At 66.6% G+C, this 19,493-nt stretch carries 18 protein-coding genes and 2 tRNA genes; 7 read left to right on the top strand and 13 right to left on the bottom strand.

Annotated features, from left to right (window positions below; genetic code table 11):
• The first annotated feature begins 199 nt into the window (after nucleotides 1–199).
• On the top strand, nucleotides 200–1,513 hold the full coding sequence (locus HNR11_RS04835) for a Mur ligase family protein (protein ID WP_179441356.1): 1,314 nt from the start codon (nucleotides 200–202) through the stop codon (nucleotides 1,511–1,513).
• Nucleotides 1,513–2,262: a type 1 glutamine amidotransferase gene (locus HNR11_RS04830; RefSeq protein WP_179441355.1), complete on the top strand. Its 750-nt coding sequence runs from the start codon at nucleotides 1,513–1,515 to the stop codon at nucleotides 2,260–2,262. Before HNR11_RS04835 ends, HNR11_RS04830 begins: the two co-directional genes overlap by 1 nt.
• Before the next feature lie 76 nt (nucleotides 2,263–2,338).
• Here HNR11_RS04830 and HNR11_RS04825 read toward each other — a convergent pair whose 3' ends face one another.
• Complete coding sequence (locus HNR11_RS04825; protein ID WP_343050587.1) at nucleotides 2,339–2,635, bottom strand: cell division protein CrgA; 297 nt, start codon at nucleotides 2,633–2,635, stop codon at nucleotides 2,339–2,341.
• A gap of 147 nt (nucleotides 2,636–2,782) precedes the next feature.
• On the opposite strand from HNR11_RS04825, the gene HNR11_RS04820 reads away from it, so the two are divergent.
• Genes HNR11_RS04820 through HNR11_RS04810 form a run of 3 tightly spaced genes read left to right on the top strand, consistent with a single transcriptional unit; the run spans nucleotide 2,783 to nucleotide 4,384 of the window.
• On the top strand, nucleotides 2,783–3,544 hold the full coding sequence (locus tag HNR11_RS04820; protein ID WP_179441353.1) for a class E sortase: 762 nt from the start codon (nucleotides 2,783–2,785) through the stop codon (nucleotides 3,542–3,544).
• A gap of 2 nt (nucleotides 3,545–3,546) precedes the next feature.
• The gene (locus HNR11_RS04815; protein WP_179441352.1) at nucleotides 3,547–3,750 is read left to right on the top strand and encodes a hypothetical protein; all 204 of its coding nucleotides are present in this window, start codon (nucleotides 3,547–3,549) and stop codon (nucleotides 3,748–3,750) included.
• A complete protein-coding gene (locus HNR11_RS04810; RefSeq protein WP_179441351.1) occupies nucleotides 3,743–4,384 on the top strand; it encodes an aminodeoxychorismate/anthranilate synthase component II in 642 nt (213 codons plus the stop codon). Before HNR11_RS04815 ends, HNR11_RS04810 begins: the two co-directional genes overlap by 8 nt.
• A 131-nt stretch (nucleotides 4,385–4,515) precedes the next feature.
• On the opposite strand, the gene HNR11_RS04805 is transcribed toward HNR11_RS04810, so the two are convergent.
• Nucleotides 4,516–5,457 carry a hypothetical protein gene (locus HNR11_RS04805; RefSeq protein ID WP_179441350.1) on the bottom strand — a complete coding sequence of 314 codons (942 nt, stop codon included), beginning with the start codon at nucleotides 5,455–5,457 and terminating at the stop codon, nucleotides 4,516–4,518.
• A gap of 137 nt (nucleotides 5,458–5,594) precedes the next feature.
• Here HNR11_RS04805 and HNR11_RS04800 point away from each other — a divergent pair, with 137 nt between their 5' ends.
• Together HNR11_RS04800 and HNR11_RS04795 are read left to right on the top strand one after the other, a co-directional pair.
• A complete protein-coding gene (locus HNR11_RS04800; protein WP_058887911.1) occupies nucleotides 5,595–6,128 on the top strand; it encodes a peptidylprolyl isomerase in 534 nt (177 codons plus the stop codon).
• Nucleotides 6,129–6,332: 204 nt separating this feature from the next.
• On the top strand, nucleotides 6,333–7,037 hold the full coding sequence (locus HNR11_RS04795) for a rhomboid family intramembrane serine protease (RefSeq protein WP_343050586.1): 705 nt from the start codon (nucleotides 6,333–6,335) through the stop codon (nucleotides 7,035–7,037).
• Nucleotides 7,038–7,288: 251 nt separating this feature from the next.
• Here HNR11_RS04795 and HNR11_RS04790 read toward each other — a convergent pair whose 3' ends face one another.
• The 11 genes from HNR11_RS04790 to dnaN all read right to left on the bottom strand — a co-directional run bounded on the left by HNR11_RS04790 (nucleotide 7,289) and on the right by dnaN (nucleotide 19,211).
• Nucleotides 7,289–8,368: a CNNM domain-containing protein gene (locus HNR11_RS04790; RefSeq protein WP_179441349.1), complete on the bottom strand. Its 1,080-nt coding sequence runs from the start codon at nucleotides 8,366–8,368 to the stop codon at nucleotides 7,289–7,291.
• On the bottom strand, nucleotides 8,365–9,726 hold the full coding sequence (locus HNR11_RS04785) for a CNNM domain-containing protein (protein WP_179441348.1): 1,362 nt from the start codon (nucleotides 9,724–9,726) through the stop codon (nucleotides 8,365–8,367). Before HNR11_RS04785 ends, HNR11_RS04790 begins: the two co-directional genes overlap by 4 nt.
• A 339-nt stretch (nucleotides 9,727–10,065) precedes the next feature.
• A tRNA-Ala gene (locus tag HNR11_RS04780) sits at nucleotides 10,066–10,138 on the bottom strand.
• A 19-nt stretch (nucleotides 10,139–10,157) separates the two neighbouring features.
• Nucleotides 10,158–10,271, bottom strand: a complete 114-nt coding sequence (locus HNR11_RS13860) for a DLW-39 family protein (protein WP_218849654.1) — start codon at nucleotides 10,269–10,271, stop codon at nucleotides 10,158–10,160.
• Nucleotides 10,272–10,293: 22 nt separating this feature from the next.
• Nucleotides 10,294–10,367 (bottom strand) — tRNA-Ile (locus HNR11_RS04775).
• A 94-nt stretch (nucleotides 10,368–10,461) separates the two neighbouring features.
• Complete coding sequence (locus tag HNR11_RS13855; protein WP_179441347.1) at nucleotides 10,462–11,100, bottom strand: DUF3566 domain-containing protein; 639 nt, start codon at nucleotides 11,098–11,100, stop codon at nucleotides 10,462–10,464.
• Between the two features lie 12 nt (nucleotides 11,101–11,112).
• Nucleotides 11,113–13,839 (bottom strand): DNA gyrase subunit A, encoded by a 2,727-nt coding sequence (gene gyrA / locus HNR11_RS04765; protein ID WP_179441346.1) that lies wholly within the window; start codon nucleotides 13,837–13,839, stop codon nucleotides 11,113–11,115.
• Nucleotides 13,840–13,908: 69 nt separating this feature from the next.
• Nucleotides 13,909–15,984, bottom strand: a complete 2,076-nt coding sequence (gyrB, locus tag HNR11_RS04760) for a DNA topoisomerase (ATP-hydrolyzing) subunit B (protein WP_058887908.1) — start codon at nucleotides 15,982–15,984, stop codon at nucleotides 13,909–13,911.
• Nucleotides 15,985–16,249: 265 nt separating this feature from the next.
• Nucleotides 16,250–16,831: a DciA family protein gene (locus HNR11_RS04755; protein ID WP_179441345.1), complete on the bottom strand. Its 582-nt coding sequence runs from the start codon at nucleotides 16,829–16,831 to the stop codon at nucleotides 16,250–16,252.
• A complete protein-coding gene (gene recF, locus HNR11_RS04750; protein ID WP_179441344.1) occupies nucleotides 16,818–18,062 on the bottom strand; it encodes a DNA replication/repair protein RecF in 1,245 nt (414 codons plus the stop codon). Before recF ends, HNR11_RS04755 begins: the two co-directional genes overlap by 14 nt.
• 21 nt (nucleotides 18,063–18,083) lie before the next feature.
• Nucleotides 18,084–19,211: a DNA polymerase III subunit beta gene (gene dnaN, locus HNR11_RS04745; protein ID WP_179441343.1), complete on the bottom strand. Its 1,128-nt coding sequence runs from the start codon at nucleotides 19,209–19,211 to the stop codon at nucleotides 18,084–18,086.
• Nucleotides 19,212–19,493 lie beyond the last annotated feature (282 nt).

Raw genomic sequence — 19,493 nt, 5'->3', positions numbered from 1 at the left:
CGCGGCGGAGATAGCGGAGACGACAGCGGCACCGGCAATCGCCGCGGCGGCAACGACGGCTGAGCCCCCGTGCCCCGGTGCCCCGGTGCCCCGACAAGAACTGCACGACGGGGATCTGCACAACAGAGAACTGCACCACGGAGAACCGGGCGGCCCTGGCTGCGCGGCACCCCAGGAATGAGATGAAATAATCGACCCCATGTCCAGACTCCCCACCTCACCGCGCCGCCTCGGCGGCACCCTGAGCTCTTTGGGCTCGGTGCTCATCGGCCGAGCTGCCCGCACCGTGACGAAGCTGCGCGGGGGCGGCGGTTCGGCCTTCCCCGGACTGGTCGTGGAGAAGCTGGACCCGCATTTCCTGGCCCGCACGCTGCACCGGCTTCCCCGAGGCGTCATCGTCGTCTCCGGGACCAACGGGAAGACCACCACCACCAAGATGGTCGTGGAGCTGCTGCAGGGCCAGGGCCTGAAGGTCTTCACCAACCGAAGCGGCTCCAACTTCACCCGCGGCGTCGTGGCCTCCATCCTCGAAGAGGTGCGGCTCACCGGGAAGCTCGACGCCGATATCGCGGTGCTCGAGCTCGATGAGGCCCACGCGGTGCACTTCGTCAAAGCCGTGCGCCCGAACCACAGCCTGCTGCTCAACGTGATGCGCGATCAGCTGGATCGCTTCGGAGAGATCGACACCACCGCCGGGATGCTGCGCACCATCGCCGCGCACACGGTCGAGGCCGTGGTGCTCAACCGCGAGGACCCCCGAGTCCGGGCGATCGCCGGAACCCTGGACACCCAGCGGGTGGACTACTTCGGGCTCAGCGAATCCCTGCGCAGCCACTTCCCCAGCGATGACGACTTCCACTCCGGGCCCGCGGGCGCGGCGGATCATCCGCATGCCGATGTGGTCCTGGAGGAGCTCACGGAGGGCGGCGGCCGGTTCACCATCGACGGCGAGGCGGTGACCACCTCGCTGAGCGTCAACGGCGCCTACAACACCTTCAACGCGGCGGCCGCGCTGGCGGTGGTGCGCCAGGCCCTGGGTGAGGCCGTGAACCCTCAGGCCCTGATCGATTCGCTCTCCAAGGTGTCTCCAGCCTTCGGCCGCGGCGAGAGCCTCACCGTGCAGGGCCGCCCGCTGGACCTGGTGCTGGTGAAGAACCCCTCCGGCTTCCGCCTGGGCCTGAGCTCCTTCGCGGCCGAGGGCGTCGCCACGATGATCGCGATCAACGACAACTACGCCGACGGCCGAGACATGAGCTGGCTCTGGGACGTGGAGTTCGCCTCGCTCGCCGAGCAGGGCGTGCGGATGGTCTCCGGGGTCCGCGCCTACGACATGGCGCTGCGGCTGAAATACGACGACGTCGACTTCGACGCGGTGGAGCCCGACCTCTCGCTCGCGCTCACCCGCTTCCTGGATGAGAATCCCGACAAGCCCGCCAGGATCTTCTGCACCTACACCGCGATGCTCGCGCTGCGGAAGCGGCTGAGCGCCTATACCGAAGTGGAGGCCTTCTGATGGCTGCATCCAAGCCCGTCCATGTCCTCCAGCTCTATCCCCGGGACATGAACATCTACGGGGACTTCGGCAATGCGCTGGTGCTGCAGCGGCGTCTGCAGTGGCGCGGCTATGAGCCGATCCTGCACAGCTATGACCCTGAGGACGAGTTCCCGGAGCAGGTCGACGTGGTCATCGGCGGCGGCGGCCAGGACAGCGGCCAGGACAAGATCCAGCAGGACCTGCTGCGCATCGGAGACAAGCTGCACCGCCTGGCTGAGGGTGGCACGCCGATGCTGATGATCTGCGGGCTCTATCAGCTCTTCGGCCATTCCTTCCGCACCCGCGAGGGCCGGGAGATCAAGGGTGTGGGCATCCTGGACCTGCACACCGAGGGCACCGACACTCGTCTGATCGGCAATGTGGTGGCCGAGTCTGCGGAGTTCGGCGAGATCCTGGGCTACGAGAACCATTCCGGACAGACCTACCTCGGCCCGGGGGTCCAGCCGCTGGCGCGGGTGACCAGGGGCGAGGGCAACAACGCGAAGGACTCCTACGAGGGCGCGCGCTTCAAGAACATCGTGGGCAGCTATCTGCATGGTTCGCTGCTGCCGAAGAACCCTGCGATCGCTGACTTCTTGATCGCCAAGGCCGTGGAGAACCGCTACCAGGAGCAGATCCAGCCGCAGATCGAGCCTGCCGGGACTGGTCAGCCGGTGGAGGAGCTCACCCGCGCCGCGAGGGCCACAGCCACGCGACGGCCACGCTAGGCGCGCGCCGTCTCCTGGGGGGCATCCGCATCTCAGACGCCGTCATCTGCGGGGCATCGGCACGTCCAGCACATCGTCACTTCCAGCGCATCGTCATGAAGAATCCGACCATGGCGATGCCGAAGCCGATGATGATGTTCCAGCCCCCGGCGGCCTGCACCGGGGCGGCACCCTGGGTGATGTACCAGACGATCATCCAGAGCAGTCCCAGGATCATCAGACCGATCATCGTGGCCCGGTACCAGAGCGGCAGCGACTCGTCCTCGAGGTCGAGGTCTCTGACGTCCTTGGGATCGGCGTCGTTCAGCGGAGACTTCTTCGTCTCGGTCTTGCCACGCGTCCTGCGGTTCTTGCGCTGCTTGGACTCAGCCACGTCGGTTCGATCCCCTCTGGATCCGGCACGGATCTCGGTTCGGTATCCTGGTCTCGCGGCCGGGCACCCTGGTGGTGCTGGCCGCGGTCTGCGCGTCATTCTACCGTTTCACCGTGATGGACGCCCCACCCAGCCTTCGGAGGATTCATGTCGGGACACCGCGGCGCTCGCCCCGGCGCCCGGATCCTCGGGGTCACCGGCGAGCTGCTGATCACCCTGGGCGTGCTCGGTCTGCTCTTCGTGGTGTGGGAGGTGTGGTGGACCGGACTCGATGCGAACCGGGAGGCTCAGGCCATCGAGGAGGAGTTCCACGCCCGCCTCGAGCAGCAGGACACGGACTCCGCGCCGCAGCAGGCCGCACAGGCGCAGCAGGAGTGTCAGCAGCTTGGCGACGGAGCGGCGGCGGCGTGCCCGGAGAACATGGCCGCCGTGGAATCCGGTGCCATGGCCGTGGTCTACGCCCCCGCCATCTCAGCGGACTGGTCCGCCCCCGTGCGCTCCGGAGTGGATGACCAGACGCTGAACACCGGGGGTCTGGGGCATTATCCGGACACCCAGCTTCCCGGGGAGCCGGGGAACTTCGCCGTGGCGGGACACCGGCTCACCTACGGTGATGTTCTGCGCGATCAGGATCGGCTCACCGCGGGGGATGAGATCTACGTCGAGTCCCCCGACGGCTATTACACCTATGAGGTCTACGAGACCCACGTGGTTCTGCCCCATCAGTCCGAGGTGATCCTGCCGGTGCCCGGGGAGCCGCAGGCGCAGGCTGATCGTTCGCTGCTCACACTGACCACCTGCCATCCGCTCTTCTCCAACCGGGAACGGCTGATCACCCACGCCGAGCTCGTGGACTTCGCGCCGCTGAGCGCGCCGGCACCAGCTGCGATCTCCCAGGGAGGATCCTGAGCATGTACGCCTGGCTCTTCCGCTCCCTGCCGGGGCCTCTGCTGGTGCAGATCCTGCTGGCCCTGGCCATCCTCGCCGGTATCGTGTTCCTCCTGATGCAGTTCGTCTTTCCCTGGCTGAGCCAGTACAGCCCGCTCAATGACTCCACGCTTGAATCGATGACCTTCCCGGCGCAAGGCCGGGCCGAAGGGACCCCGCATGAGTGAGAACCCCGCCCGCATCCTCGTCGTGGACAACTACGACAGCTTCGTCTACACCCTTGTCGGGTATCTGCGCGAGCTCGGCGCCGAGGCCACCGTGATCCGCAACGACGACCTCTCGGTCGAAGATGCCAAGAAGCTCGCCGCGAAGCACGACGGCGTGCTCATCTCCCCCGGCCCCGGGACTCCGGGCGAGGCAGGCGTCTCAGTGGAGCTGATCCGTTGGTGCGCGGAGGCCCAGGAGCCGATGCTCGGGGTCTGTCTGGGGCATCAAGGCCTGGGCGAAGCCTTCGGTGCCACGGTCACCCACGCCGAGCAGCTGATGCACGGCAAGACCTCTCCGGTGACCCACACCGGACACGCCTCCTTCGCAGGGCTTCCGGAGACCTTCGTGGCGACCCGCTATCACTCTCTGACCGTGGCGCCCGAGACCATCCCTGCCGTGCTGGAGGTCACGGCCCGCACCGAGGACGGGGTCATCATGGGCCTCGCGCATCGCACGGCGCCGCTGTGGGGCATGCAGTACCACCCGGAGTCGGTGCTCACCGAGGGTGGCTACCGGATGCTGGGCAACTGGTTGGAGAGCATGGGCCAGACCGGTGCGGCCGAGAAGGCCGCGCAGCTCAACCCGATCCGCTGAGCACCGGCGGCACAGCCGATCTGAGCTCACCCCGCGGCTGGTCCACCACAGGAGCCCGAACGTAGAAAGCGGACCTGGCGTGATCGCCAGGTCCGCTTCCTATCTTGCTACGTTCTCCGCACGACGTCGGCTCAGGTGGCCGGCTTCGGGGAGGGGACGTTGTTGCCCTTGGCCTCGTCGGCGTTCTGCGCATTGACGTTGGTCACGCCCGAGGGTCCCGCCTTGGACTCCGGCGCGCCGGAGCTCTTCGGGGCGTCAGGAGCTGACTTCGGCGCAGCAGCAGGAGTGCCTGCCACCTTGCTCGGTGCCGTCGAACCGCCCGGTGCCGCCGGCTTGGGAGCCGATGCGGCGGGCGTGGTGGACGAGGTCACCGGCTTGGGAGCCGCTGTGGAGGAAGTCGCTGGCCGGGTCACCGGAGCGGGCTTCTTCCACGGATCCTCCACCGGCTGGCTGGCGCGCCATGCGGCCACTCCTGCCGTGACAGCCGCGGCCACCAGTCCGAAGACCAGCAGACCCTTCTTGCGGCTGTTCGAGCGCTGCTGCTTCTTCAGCGTCTTGGCAGCGCCCTTGGCGTAGTTCTCGGAGCTCTTGCGCAGCTTCTTGACGATCTTCTTGTCACCGGTGGCCTTGATCAGCGCCTTCTCCACGCGGGGATCCAGCTCAGCGCGGTGGATCAGCTTCGCGGTCTTGTCTGCGTAGCCGCCGAGCTTTGCGGAGGTGGCGGGAACATACTCCGAGGTGAACTGCGTCTTGGCAGTGTCGTACTTGGCGATGACCTTGGCCACCTCGGCCTTGGCCTGCGGGGGAAGCTTCTCATACTGGGACGAGATGCCGCCGCCGGCGACCGAGGAGTACTCCTTGATCTTCTTCCCCGCCACCGAGGCGCCGTCGTTGACAGCGCTCAGAGCGCGGCCCGAGGCGTCGTGCACCTTCGGGGCACCCTTGCGGTAGGTACCTTCGGCCCAATCTGCTGCCGCACCCAGTTTTGGTGCGGTCCAATCACGTGCGGTCTCCACCCCTGCGAGCACCAGGTGCTCCCAGCTGTGGTTCCGCTTCTTCTTCTTGCCGAACATGCATGTCCTCCGAATCCGGATCGGTTGCTGGCTTCAGCTTACGTGGTCTCTTCCTGGCCTGCTACGGCCCAGCCGATCCCTTCATCATGCACCGAGACTGAGAACACGCAACCACCAGGAGTGAGACAATGAGGCTCATGACTGCTATCGCAACACATCAGGCAACTATCCGTACCTCCCAGGGAGAGATCCGCGTCGAGCTCTTCGGCAACCATGCGCCGAAGACTGTGGAGAACTTCGTCGGTCTCGCCACCGGCGAGCGTGACTGGACCCACCCGGAGTCCGGCGAGAAGATGGTGGACACCCCGCTCTACAGCGGCACCGTCTTCCACCGGATCATCTCTGACTTCATGATCCAGGGCGGGGACCCGCTGGGTCTCGGCGTCGGCGGCCCGGGCTACAAGTTCGGTGATGAGATCCACCCGGAGCTGGACTTCACCTCCCCGTACAAGCTGGCCATGGCCAATGCCGGCCCGGGCACCAACGGATCCCAGTTCTTCATCACCTCGGTCGCCACCAACTGGCTCCAGGGCAAGCACACCATCTTCGGAGAGGTCACCGACGAAGCCTCGCAGAAGGTCGTCGACGCCCTGAACACGGTTCCCACCGATAACCGGGACCGCCCGAAGGACGATGTCGTCATCGAGAAGATCGACATCGAGAAGCTCTGAGGATCTAGAACGATCAACGCAACATTCTGTTCGCAGCACCCGGACAGGCCGGCCAGTGTGCAGTGTCAGCGCTGTGACCGCCCGGCCTGTCCTGAGTGCCTGCGTCAGGCCCCGGTCGGGTTCCAGTGCGTAGACTGCCTGGCGCGCGCCCGGGACGAGTGGCAGGCCCGCCGGCCACCGGCGCGTTCCCAGTTCGGCGCCGTGGTGCGACCCGGGAAGCGCCCGATCATCACCTTCAGCCTCATCGGGCTGTGCGTGGTGCTCTTCGGCCTGCAGCTGCTCAGCGGCACCATCACCGGAGCCAACCCCGATCCGGTGACCGCGGCGCTCTGGTATGCCCCGCTGCAGACCTCCCCGTGGGTCTTCGAGCCCTGGCGGATGCTCAGCTCCGCGCTGGTGCATTCCCCCAGCAACGCCATGCACCTGCTCTTCAACATGTTCGCCCTGTGGTTCATCGGGCGCGCCATCGAACCGGCCCTGGGGGCGCTGCGCTACCTCGCGCTGCTGCTGCTCTCCGCGCTCGGCGGCTCCGTGGCGGTGCTCTTCCTGACCCCCGCCATGACCCCCACCCTCGGCGCCTCCGGTGCGGTGTTCGGGCTCTTCGGCGCGCTGTTCATCCTGATGCGCGCCACAGGATCGCAGACCGGCGGGATCCTCACCCTGATCGGGATCAATGTGGTGATCAGCTTCGTGATCCCCGGCATCTCCTGGCAGGGTCACTTCGGCGGACTGGTGGTCGGCGCGCTCTGCGCCCTGGTGTTCGCCAAGTCCGCTCCCGCGGCCTCCGGCGACCGACGCAGGGACGCTGCGCGGCAGGCCCGCCGACAGGGCCTCGGGCTGCTGGGCATCACCGGGCTCCTGCTGCTTCTCATCATTGTGGGCATGCAGCTGGTCACTCCCGCCGGCTGAGTCTCGACCGGGTCATCCCCAGGTTGTGCAGGACTCTTCCACAGTTTTATGCACAATCTGCAAAATCCTGTGGATATCGCTCTGACAAGGGGAAACACACGCGTGTAACTTATGCACACTGTGGATAAACCCTGTGGATAACGCATCCCAGGGGGTTCTCCACAGAAACCACGATGCCGGACCCACAGGCTGTGGATCCGGCATCGTATGGCAAGGCCCGTGGAAGACGGGCCCGTGAGGTGGCGGCCCGCCTAGCGGGGTGCCGCCGCACTCTGTGTGCGGGCCTGGGCTGTGGCCTCAGATTCGCTCCACTGCTCCTCCATGGTGGGCCACATCCGCTTCAGGATGTCGTTCCAGGTGATCGCCCCGGCCAGCACCCCGTTGGAATAGACCACGGCGAGCTGTTCACCGGCCTCCCGCATGGTCTGGAACGCCTCGTAGACCGAGGCGCCGGTGGAGACGACCAGGGCCGGGCGCGCCAGCTCGCTGACCGGGTATTCCGGCTCCACGGTCAGGGTGTCCCGGACATGGACCACCAGCGGACTGGTCCCCGACTCGGGCAGGACCAGGATCCGCAGGTGCCCGGTGCGCTGGGCGGCAGCCTGCACGTCGGCGGCCGTGGCGGAGAACGGCACCGTGGTGGTCTCCTGACGGGTGCGCGCTGCGATGACGTCGTCCACGGTCAGGGTCTCCAGATCGATCACGCGGGAGATCTGTGAGGCCGAGGCCTGGTCCAGCGTGCCGGTCTGGGTGGAATGCGCCACCAGATGTCGGATCGTGTCGGAGTCATAGCCTCCCGCGGCAGCACTGTCCACGGGTGTGACACCGGTGGCCGAGACCAGCCGGTTGGCGATGCTGTTGATCCAGAGCAGCAAGGGTCGGAAGCCCCAGAGGACCACCTGGGCGGGCAGCGCGATGAGCTTCGCCGCGCGTTCTGGATGCGCGATCGCCCAGGACTTCGGGGCCATCTCACCGACGACCAGGTGCAGGAAGGTCATCAGCAACAGCGCCAGAGCGAAGGCCAGCACATCGGCGGCCCAGAGCGGCATGTTCCAGGACTCGAAGATCGGAGTCAGTGCGTAGTCCACCGCAGGCTTGCTCACGGCCCCCAGTGCGAAGGTGCACGCGGTGATGCCCAGCTGGGCTCCTGCGAGCATCACGGTGAGCTCATTGAGCCCGCGCAGCGCGGCCCGGGCGGAGCGGCTGTGCTCCGCCTCCTCCTCCAGACGGTGGCGGCGAGCGGCGAGCAGCGCGAACTCCAGGATCACGAAGAACGCCGAGACCGCGATGATGCCGATGGTGGCGATGGTCGGGATCAGCCAGTCGCTCATCGTTCCTCCTCGAAGTGCTCGGTCAGGCGCAGATGCACCGATTCGGGAACGTGGCGGTCCACGCTGATCACCGTGACATCCACCCAACGCGTCGGGGGCGAGGATTCTCCATAGTCAGCAGGATCGGCCGGCAGATCGATGCGCACCTGCTGACCTTCGGTCAGCAGAGCGCCCTCCTGGGACATCAGCAGCCCGGAGAGCGTCTCATAGTCGCCCTCTGGGAAGTCCTGGCCGATCACCCGCTCCACCTCGTCCAGGTGCAGGTCGCCGTCGACCCGCCAGTGGTTCTCACCGACATTCTCGATACCGGCAGGGGCCTCGTCGTCGTGCTCATCGGTGATCTCGCCGAGGATCTCCTCGGCGAGGTCCTCCATGGTGACCACGCCGGTGAAGCCGCCGTACTCGTCGATGACGCAGGCCAGCTTGGCATTGGCGTCGCGCAGGGTGCGCACCGCCTCGGGAAGCGGCATCAGCGTCGGCACGATCACCGGGGCGCGCATGATCTCGGTCGCCGCGGCCGCGTCGGTGAACTTGGTGCCCAGCAGGTCCACGAGATGGACGACGCCGATCGGCTCGTCCTGCGTGTCCACCACGGGATACCGGGTGTGCTCCTCGGCCATCAGGGCGCGGATCTCTCCGAGCGTGGTGTCTGGGTGGATCAGCCCTGTGCGCGAGCGCGGGATCATGGCGTGCTCGACGTCGTGGTCCGGGAAGTCCAGGATCCGATCCAGGGTCAGGTACATCTCCTCGGCGAGGTCGCCGCTCTCGTGGGAGCTGGTCACGATGTGCTCGAGGTCCTTCGCCGTGGCGCTGGACTCGACGTCGTGCACCGGTTCGATCCGAAGCAGCTTCAGCAGCGCGTTCGCCGAGACGTCGAAGATCCAGATCAGCCAGCCGAAGGCCGCCAGGTAGAGCTTGGTCGAGCGGGCGAGGCCCAGCGAGAGCGGGGTGGGGTTGGCGATCGCGTAGTTCTTGGGGAACAGCTCGCCGAAGATCATCTGCACGATGGTCGAGACGGCCAGCGCGGTGATGGTGCCGATGGTGATCCCCAGTGCGGCGGGGATCCCGATCCCGCCGAGCATGGCGCCGAGACTCTCACCGACCAGCGGCTCGGCCACATAGCCGACGAGCAGACCGGTCACGGTGATGCCCAGCTGAGCTCCGGAGAGCATGAACGAGGTGCGCCCGGTGACGTCCAGGGCGCGCTTCGCGGACTTGTCACCCTCAGCGGCCAGGGCTCGCAGCTTATTGCGGTCCACGGACATGTAGGCGAACTCTTGGGCGACGAAATAGCCGTTGCCTGCGATGATGACCAGGATTGCCAGGATGCCCAGCAGAAGGAGCAGGACTTCGATCACCGGGTCACCTGCCTCGTGCACCGAAGGCGATCAGGGATTCCTGCGTTCGCAGCACTCGCGGGACGATATCGTCGGCGGCGAAGTGCTGCGCGTTCTAAGTCGTACACCTGTGTCAGGCACCTCTTCAGACTCTAGAGTGATCCATTAGATCGAGACTATAGCTCAAGTTCGCGCAGAAGGAAGTCCGCGCCCGAGGCTGGCCCGCCGTGACGTCCCAGAAGGGATGCCCTCGCAGCGGCGCCGCGGACTCTTGAGCCTCGGCTCGGTGGAGCGTCCACAGCACGAAAAAGCTCCCCGCACATCAGATGCGGGGAGCTTCCTCGGTTCTCTAGCCTCGGGTGGAGGCAAGGGGACTCGAACCCCTAACCCCCTGCTTGCAAAGCAGGTGCGCTACCAATTGCGCCATGCCCCCGAAGGTGCTTCTCAGATTATCAGAGCGAATCTGTCGCCTGAGACCAGACCTGCCGGGTGTCCTCGGACCTGCGCCACTGGCGATAGCCGAGGATCCCCGCCACAGAGAGAGCCACAAAGACGATGCGTTTCATGTTTCCCTCCTTGGAGTCCGGGTGGGCGTAGGAGGACTTGAACCTCCGACCTCATCGTTATCAGCGATGCGCTCTAACCGCCTGAGCTATACGCCCGGACACCTGTTTCAGGTGCGTCACCCCCGCGAGGGCGACCACTACACATTACCCTGTTCCCGGCGACGGGTCCAAATCCTGGGATCTGGGCCGCTCAGTCGTCGGTGAGCGTCACCCCGACCCCGCCCACCAGGGAGGCGGAGAGGTTGTAGAGCACCGCGGCGAGCATCGAGAGCACCGTGAGCAGCACCACGTTGACCACCGCGATGATCGTGGCGAACGCCGCCACCTGGGCGATCGTGACGAGCTCCTCCACACGGAAGGACCCTCCGCCGCCCTCGGTGCCCAGAATCTGGCCGAGCAGCTCATTGACCCTGTTGAAGATCCCGGAGACATCCATGACGGTCCACAGCGTGACGGCTGCGACCACTGTCATGATGCCCAGCGCCACGGAGAGCAGGAAGCTCATCTTCAGCACCGACCAGGGATCCACCTTGGAGATCAGCAGGCGTGCCTTGCGGACCTTCGCCTTCGGCGTCGGGCGCACCAGGCCGGGCTGGGGGCGGCTGGGGCGCTGACCCTGCGCGGGACGGCTGCCCTGCCCGCTGGGGCGGGCTCCGGCAGTCGGTCGCGGCCGAGGTGTCCCTGACTGGTCAGAGCCGGGCCGGGTGGAGGTGGTGGCTCCGCCGGCGGCCTGGGCGCGCGGCCGAGGCGCGGGGAACCGGTTCGCCGGGCGCGCCGCGGAGGAGCCCGCCTGGCTCCCTGAATTACCTGCGCCGTTGCTTGCGCTCACTGAAGTCCTCCATCAGGCATGATCTTGATCCGCTTCATCCCGGTCCGTTTCGTCCCGGTCCGCTTCGTCAGGGTCCAACGCTACTGCATCGGCTGCCCGGGACGGCTCAGCGTGGCCGGGGCCGGCCTCGGGTGTCCCTTCGATCTGCGCCTCGGGGTCCGCTGGGTTCTCCTGCCCGGGAGCCTCTTCTGAGGCGGCGTCCTCTCCGGTGGCGGCAAGGGTCACCCCGGAGTTCCGCGCCACCTTCAGGATCCGGTCCTTCTTCCGGGGCTTGGCGAAGATCACGCCCATGGTGTCGCGTCCCTTGGAGGGCACCCCTGCCACGGGAGAGCGGACCACGTTGCCGGATTCCATGACCACCAGCACCTCGTCGTCGCCCTCGACCACCATGGCCCCGACCAGATCGCCGCGATCCTCCACCAGCTTGCCCACCTTGATGCCCAGGCCACCGCGACCCTGGACCCGGTATTCGCTGACATCGGAACGCTTGGCGTACCCGGCCTCGGTGACCACGAAGACGAAGGAGTCCTCGGTGACCACATCGGCGGCCAGGAGCTCATCATCCTCGCGGAACTTCATCCCGGTGACTCCCGAGGTGGCGCGACCCATGGGACGCAGCGCCTCATCGGTGGCGGTGAAGCGCAGCGACTGGCCCTTTCGGGAGACCAGCATCAGGTCGTCGGTGGCCGAGATCAGCTTCGACGAGACCAGCTCGTCGTCCTCGCGCAGGTTGATCGCGATCACTCCGGCCTGGCGTGGGGTGTCATAGTCGCTGAGCACGGTCTTCTTCACCAGGCCGCGCTTGGTGGCGAGCACCAGGTAGGGGGCGTCCTCGTAGGTGCGCAGCGGCAGCACCCCGGCGATGTGCTCATCCGGCTGGAAGGCCACGATGTTCGCCACGTGCTGGCCCTTGGAGTCCCGACCGGACTCGATCAGGTCGTAGCACTTGGTCCGGTAGACCCGGCCCAGGTTGGTGAAGAACAGGATCCAGTGGTGCGTGGTGGTCACGAAGAAGTGCTCGACGATGTCGTCGGTGCGCAGCTGGGCACCGCGGACCCCGCGGCCGCCTCGGTGCTGGGCGCGGTAGCTGTCGATCTTGGTCCGCTTCACGTAGCCGTCGCGGGTGATCGAGACGACCACGTCCTCCTGGGGGATCAGGTCCTCCATGGACATGTCCCCGTCGTAGCCGAGCTGGATGTGGGTGCGTCGGTCATCGCCGTGCTTGTCCACGATGGTGTCCAGCTCGGAGCCGATGATCCGGCGCTGACGGTCCTCTGAGGCCAGGATGTCCTGGAAGTCCTCGATCATCTTCATCAGCTCGTCGTACTCGTCCTGCAGGCGCTGGCGCTCCAGGGCGGCCAGCTTGCGCAGCTGCATGTCCAGGATGGCCTGAGCCTGGTCGTCGTCGATATCCAGCAGCGACTTCAGGTTCTGCCGCGCCTCTTCGACCGTGGAGGAGCCCCGGATCGTGGCGATCACCCGGTCCAGGTCATCCAGGGCCTTGAGCAGACCGATCTTGATGTGGGCCTCGCGCTGGGCCTTGTCCAGGCGGAACTGGGTGCGCCGGACGATCACGTCGATCTGGTGGGTGACCCAGTGGTGGACGAACGCGTCCAGGCTCAGGGTCCGCGGCACGCCGTCGACCAGGGCCAGCATGTTCGCGGAGAAGTTCTCCTGGAGCTGGGTGTGCTTATAGAGGTTGTTCAGCACCACCTTGGCCACGGCGTCGCGCTTGAGCACGACGACCAGGCGCTGACCGGTGCGGCCGGAGGACTCATCGCGCAGATCCGCGATCCCGGAGACCTTTCCGTCCTTGACCAGCAGCGCGATCTTCCGGGCCAGGTTGTCCGGGTTCGCGTGGTACGGCAGCTCGGTGACCACCAGGCAGGTGCGTCCCTGCAGCTCCTCCACGCTGACCACCGCGCGCATCGTGATCGAACCGCGACCGGTGCGGTAGGCCTCCTCGATCCCGCGGGTGCCCAGGATCTGCGCACCGGTGGGGAAGTCCGGGCCCTTGATCCGCTGCAGCAGCGCCTCGAGCAGCTCCTCCCGGGAGGCCTGCGGGTTCTGCAGGTACCACTTCACGCCGTCGGCGACCTCGCGCAGGTTATGCGGCGGGATGTTGGTGGCCATGCCCACCGCGATCCCGGAGGAGCCGTTGACCAACAGGTTCGGGAACCGCGAGGGCAGCACCACGGGCTCCTGCTGCTTGCCGTCGTAGTTGTCCTGGAAGTCGACGGTGTTCTCGTTGATGTCCCGGACCATCTCCATGGCCAGCTGGGCCATCTTGGTCTCGGTGTAACGCGGGGCCGCCGGGCCGTCGTCGCCGGGGTTGCCGAAGTTGCCCTGGCCGGTGGCCAGCGGGTAGCGCATCACCCAGTCCTGGATCAGCCGGGACAGGGCGTCATAGATCGCCGAGTCGCCGTGCGGGTGATAGTTGCCCATCACGTCACCGACCACGCGGGCGCACTTGTTGAACGAACGGTCCGGGCGGTAGCCGCCGTCGTACATCGCGTAGAGCACCCGGCGGTGCACCGGCTTGAGCCCGTCGCGCACATCGGGCAGCGCACGGCCCACGATCACTGCCATCGCGTAGTCCAGGTAGGACCGCTTCATCTCGGTCTGCAGGTCGATCTGGCGGATCCGGTCCGAGGTCGCCGGGCCGTCGACGACGACGCCCTCCACGGCCTCGGCGGAGCCGCCCTGCGGGTCCTGCGGTTCTTCGGTGTTATCGCTCACGTGTGGTGTTCTCCCTTATGCGGAAATCGGCATCGTCTCGCGGCTGCGCCGTGAGGGGCTGGCAGCGGGTCAGATGTCGAGGAAGCGGACGTCCTTGGCGTTCTGCTGGATGAACCCGCGGCGGGACTCGACGTCCTCACCCATGAGGATGGAGAACACCTCATCGGCGGCCGCGGCGTCTTCCATGGAGACCTGGAGCAGCGTGCGGTGCTGGGGGTCCATGGTGGTCTCCCACAGCTCCGAGTAGTCCATCTCACCGAGGCCCTTATACCGCTGGATGCCCAGCTCCTTGGGCAGCTTGCGCCCGGCGGCCCGGCCTTCACGCAGCGCCACATCGCGTTCGGCGTCGGTGTAGACGTAGTCCTGCGGCCCGGTCTGCCACTTGATCTTGTACAGCGGCGGCTGGGCCAGGAAGACGTTTCCGTGCTCGATCAGCGGACGCATATAGCGGAAGAGCAGGGTGAGCATCAGCGTGGTGATGTGCTGGCCGTCCACGTCGGCGTCGGCCATGAGCACGATCTTGTGATAGCGCAGCTTGGCCTGGTCGAAGTCTTCCCCGATGCCGGTGCCGAAGGCGGTGATCATCGACTGGACCTCCTGGTTGCCCAGCGCCCGATCAAGACGTGCCCGCTCCACGTTGAGGATCTTCCCGCGCAGCGGCAGGATCGCCTGGGTCCGCGGGTCGCGGCCTCGCTTCGCGGAGCCCCCGGCGGAGTCGCCCTCCACCAGGTAGATCTCGGACTCGGACGGGTCCTTGGAGGAGCAGTCGGCGAGCTTGCCGGGCATGCCCATCGTCTCCAGCGGGGACTTCCGGCGGGCGTTCTCGCGCGCCTTGCGGGCGGCCACCCGGGCATGCGCGGCGGACTGTGCCTTGCGCACGATGTCGCGGGCCGGGCCGGGATTGCGCTCCAGCCAGTCCCCGAGATACTCGTTGACGACCTTCTGCACGAAGCCACGGGCCTCGGTGTTGCCCAGCTTGGTCTTGGTCTGGCCCTCGAACTGCGGCTCGCGAAGCTTCACCGAGATCACCGCGGTGAGTCCCTCGCGGATGTCCTCGCCGGTGAGGTTGTCATCCTTCTCGCGCAGGATCTGCTTCTCCCGGGAGTACCGGTTGATCAGTGTGGTCATCGCGGCGCGGAAGCCCTCTTCGTGGGTGCCGCCCTCGTGGGTGTTGATCGTGTTCGCGTAGGTGTGCACCGATTCCGAGTAGGAGAGCGTCCACTGCATCGCCAGCTCAGCGGCCATGCCCCGATCGGCGTCCTCGGCGTCGAAGGCGATCACATCGTCGTGGACCACCTCTGCCCGTTTGGTCGCGTTGAGGTGGTTGACGTAGTCCAGCAGCCCGGCGTCGTACTGGTAGACCACCACCCGGCCCTTGGGCGTCTCGATGATCCCGTCGTGTCCGCCGCCGGCCTCGGTGGGCTCCAGCTCCGCGGCCTCCTCATGGTGCTCCTCGAGCACCTCATCGTGGACCACCTCGTTGCCGGGGATCTTGCGCTCGTCGCGCAGGGTGATGCGCAGCCCCTTGTTCAGGAAGGCCATCTGCTGGAATCTCGCGCGCAGCGTCTCGAAGTCGAACTCGATGCTCTCAAAGATCTCCGGGTCCGGGTAGAAGACCATCGTGGTGCCGGTGCTCTGGGTCTCCGCGCCCTGGGTCAGCGGCTGGGTGGTCTCGCCGCCGTTGCCGAAACCGATGCTCCACTCATGACCCTGCCGGCGCACCGTGGTGCGGACCTTGCGGGAGAGCGCGTTGACCACGGAGATCCCGACCCCGTGCAGACCGCCCGAGACGGCGTAGCCGCTGCCGCCGAACTTGCCGCCGGCGTGCAGCACGGTCATCACCACCTCCACGGTGGGCTTGCCCTCGGTGGGGTGCATGTCCACCGGGATGCCGCGTCCGTCGTCCTCGACCCGAACGCCGCCGTCCTCCTGCATCGTGACCTGGATGTGCGAGCAGTACCCTGCCAGCGCCTCATCCACCGAGTTGTCGACCACCTCGTAGACCAGGTGGTGCAGACCGCGCTCACCGGTGGAGCCGATGTACATGCCGGGGCGCTTCCGGACCGCTTCCAGGCCCTCCAGGACGGTGATGTCCGAGGCGCCGTAGTTGCCCTGATGCTGCTTGTTCTCGTTAGCCGAGGTCACGGGCTATGCCGTCTCCTTGAGTTGCCGGGAAGGTCGAGGTTGCTGACCCTGTCATGACACAGACCAGCCCGAGGGGTGGGTACTCTCGGGCCGTCGGTCCAGTCTACCGCGCCGAGGCAGCAGAATCCGCATTCTTCGGGCACTGTGAGCGCACAGAAGGCATGATCAGCGGCCGATGAACGGCCCTGGGACCTGCTCGGGGATGCCCGGGTGAGGATGGGTTCCACTGTGAGGGCCCGAGTGCGGCATATCGCAGCCTGGCGTGTCAGCCGTAGGTGTCGCGGGGGCCCCGGCCGCGCACCGAGTAGCGGCCCTTCTTCCAGCTCGGCGCCGCGGGACCGCGGATCGCGAGTCCGGTGACGATGCCGGGGCCCAGCTCCCGGTTGAAGACGTCCATCAGCTGGGGCTGCATGAGCTTGAGGTTCGTGGCCCAGGCGGTCGAGTCGCAGAGCACCTCCACCACGCCGTTCTCGAACTTCTCCGGGGTGCAGTGCTCGGCGATGGCGGACCCCACCAGCTGCTCCCAGCGCGCGACGACCGAGCCCACCGCCACCGGGGAGCTCCATCCGCGGGTCTTGATCAACCCTCCGACCACCCCGCCCAGCAGATTGGGGTCTCGACGCTCCGTGGCGGAGTCCCCGGCACCTGTGCCGCGCGAGGCCGACTGCCCGGCTGCGCTGCGCGGGTCACCAGCCAGTGAGGAGCCCCGCGGAACCCCGCGCATCCGATGTTCTCCCCGTCCACGCGCTGCCGCGCGCATCCTCGCCAGAAGGATCTTGGCGGCATCCTCATGGTCCTGACTCGGGTGCCTAGCGGGGTTCTCTGCGGGATTCTCAGCCGGGCTCATGGAGGGTCACCTGGCTGATCTGGTCCACCGATTCCACGCGCAGGGCGTTGCCCAGCAGACTCTCCGGGACGTCGTCGTCCACAGCGGCGGTGACGATGAGCTGCTCCGCCTCGGCGGCGAGCTCTGCAAGTCGACGACGACGCCTGGCGTCGAGCTCGGCGAACACGTCATCGAGGATCAGGACCGGACGGGCCCCTTCCTCAGGATCGTCATCGACCATCACCCGGTAGGCCGCCAGGCGCAGCGACAGTGCGAAGGACCAGGTCTCCCCATGCGAGGCGAAGCCCTTGACCGGAACCTCATCCAGGGTGAGGGAGAGGTCATCGCGGTGCGGACCCACCAGGGTGATGCCACGCTCGCGCTCTTCTCGGCGGGCCTGGTTCAGACGCTGCAGCATCAGGGCTGTGAGTTCCTCGCGGGAGCACGATTCCAGCGCGGAGACGTCGAGCGACCCGGGCTGTGCTGCGGGGTCCACGTTCTCGGCCTCACTCTCCGGCCCGGGAGCCTCAGGCGCCCCGGGGTCCTCCGGGGCGTCCAGCGAGCTCAGATATTGCAGCCGAGCGGTGCGCACGCTGCCGGAGAGCTGTTGGTAGGCGGTGGCCACATGCGGACGCAGCGCGCTGAGCATCTTCAGCCGCGCGTGGAGCAGGTGCGCCCCGGCCTCTGCCAGCTGGTGATCCCAGACCTCGAGGGTGGACTCGTGTGTAGCGGTGAACCCCTGGTGTCGGATCGACTTGAGCAGCGCGTTGCGCTGTTTGAGCACCTTCTCGTAGTCAAGACGAACGCGTCCCAGGGCCGGCCGCAGCTGCACCGCAAGGTCATCCAGAAGCCGACGTCGGACCCCGGGGGAGCCCTTGATCAGCTCCAGGTCCTCCGGGGCGAAGAGCACCGTCCGCAGGATGCCCAGCACATCGGTGGCGCGCACCGGGTTTCCACGATTGATCCGGGCCCGATTGCTGCGCCCGGGATTGATCTCGACCTCAAGGCGCGCCTGGCGGGTCCCCCGATGTGCTTCGGCCCGGATGAAGGCCTGCTTCGCGGTGTGACGGACCAGCGGGCCGTCCTGACTCACTCGGTGGGAGCTCAGTGTGGAGAGGTACCCGATGGCTTCTGCGATGTTGGTCTTGCCCACCCCGTTGAACCCCAGCAGCACGTTGGGGCCAGGATGCAGCTGCAGCTCGGCCTGGGCGTAGCTGCGAAAGTCTGTGAGGGTCAGCTGCGAGATCCGCATGGTCTCCTGGGCGGTGAGCGGCTAGGAGTTGATCAGGCGCACCGGCATCAGCAGGTACCGGAAGTCGATGGACTTCTCACCCTCAGCCTCGGCCTGGCCGGTGATCATCGCTGGTTTCGGTGCGGAGACGAAGGAGAAGCGCAGGAACTCGGTGTCGATGACGTTGAGCCCCTCGTTGAGGTAGGCCGGGTTGAACCCGACGGTGATGGCTTCTCCGGTGAGTGTGGCGGGGATGATCTCTGAAGCTGAGGCGGCGTCGTCCACCCCGGCGTCGAGGATGACCTCGTTGTCCTGGGTGAACTGCAGCCGCACATGCCCATTGCGTTCTGAGACCAGGGAGACCCGGCGAGCGGCTTCGATGAACTCTGCGGTGTTGACCACCGCGTGGATCGGCGTCTCTTCGGGGAAGAGCTGACGGATCTTGGGGTAGTCCCCGTCCACCAGGACTGACGTGGTGCGGCGCCCTCCGGAGGAGAACCCGACCAGCTCTGTGCTCTCTGAGAGCGCGATCTGCAGGGCCCCGGCTCCGGCCAGAGATTTTGCGACGTCGTTCAGCGTCTTGGCCTTGATCAGCACCGAGGTGGAGATGTCCGGTTCGGCAGGCGACCAGTGGATCTCACGCATGGCGAGTCGGTACCGGTCCGTGGCCAGGAACGTGATGGTGTCACCCTCGATCTCGACCTTCACGCCGGTGAGGATGGGCAGGGTGTCGTCCTTCGAGGCCGCCGTGATCACCTGGGAGACGGCCCGGGCGAACGCGGCACCGTCAACGGTGCCTGCCAGTTCAGGCATCCCTGGGAGTTCCGGGTATTCGTCCACCGGCATGGTGGAGAGCGTGAACTTCGAGGACCGGCAGGTCAGCTGGACCCGGGAGTCCTGCAGATGCACGGTCACCGGAGCGTTGGGAAGAGACTTCACGATGTCATTGAGCAGCCTGCCCGAGACCAGGATGGTCCCTTCCTGCTGGACCTGAGCCTCGATGTGCAGCTGCGCGGAGATCTCATGATCGAAGCTGGAGATCGTGACCGTCTGGTCCGCAGCAGTGATGTGCAGTCCGGCCAGCACTGGTGCCGGGGGTCGGGGAGACAGCGAACGGGCGGCCCAGGAGACCGCTTCGGAAAGAACGTCCCGCTCAACAGTGAACTCCACTGATCCCTGCCCTTCTGTGGTTCTTCGACAGTCCTGCGGGGAATGTCAAGCATCTGGTGGCTGTGTCGAGTGTTGAGCTTACCTGCAAGAGCGCGCCAGAAGCCAGCAACCAGCTCGGGGACCACCATATGAGCGGCTGTGTCGGGCATGTGCCACAAGATCTGGGATCCATAGCGTCGCAGCACGGCCCCTGATCAACGAGCCGAGTGTTCTGCAGGTGCTCGGTCTGGGGTGCTTCAGAGGCCGTGGTGATTGTTCTTTGTAGATCAAAAGGTTAAGGGT

Source organism: Nesterenkonia sandarakina (assembly GCF_013410215.1).
GTDB classification, from domain to species: Bacteria; Actinomycetota; Actinomycetes; order Actinomycetales; family Micrococcaceae; genus Nesterenkonia; species Nesterenkonia sandarakina.
The sequence above is the reverse complement of the archived record's forward strand: the minus strand, read 5'-3'. Positions and strand labels throughout refer to the sequence as shown.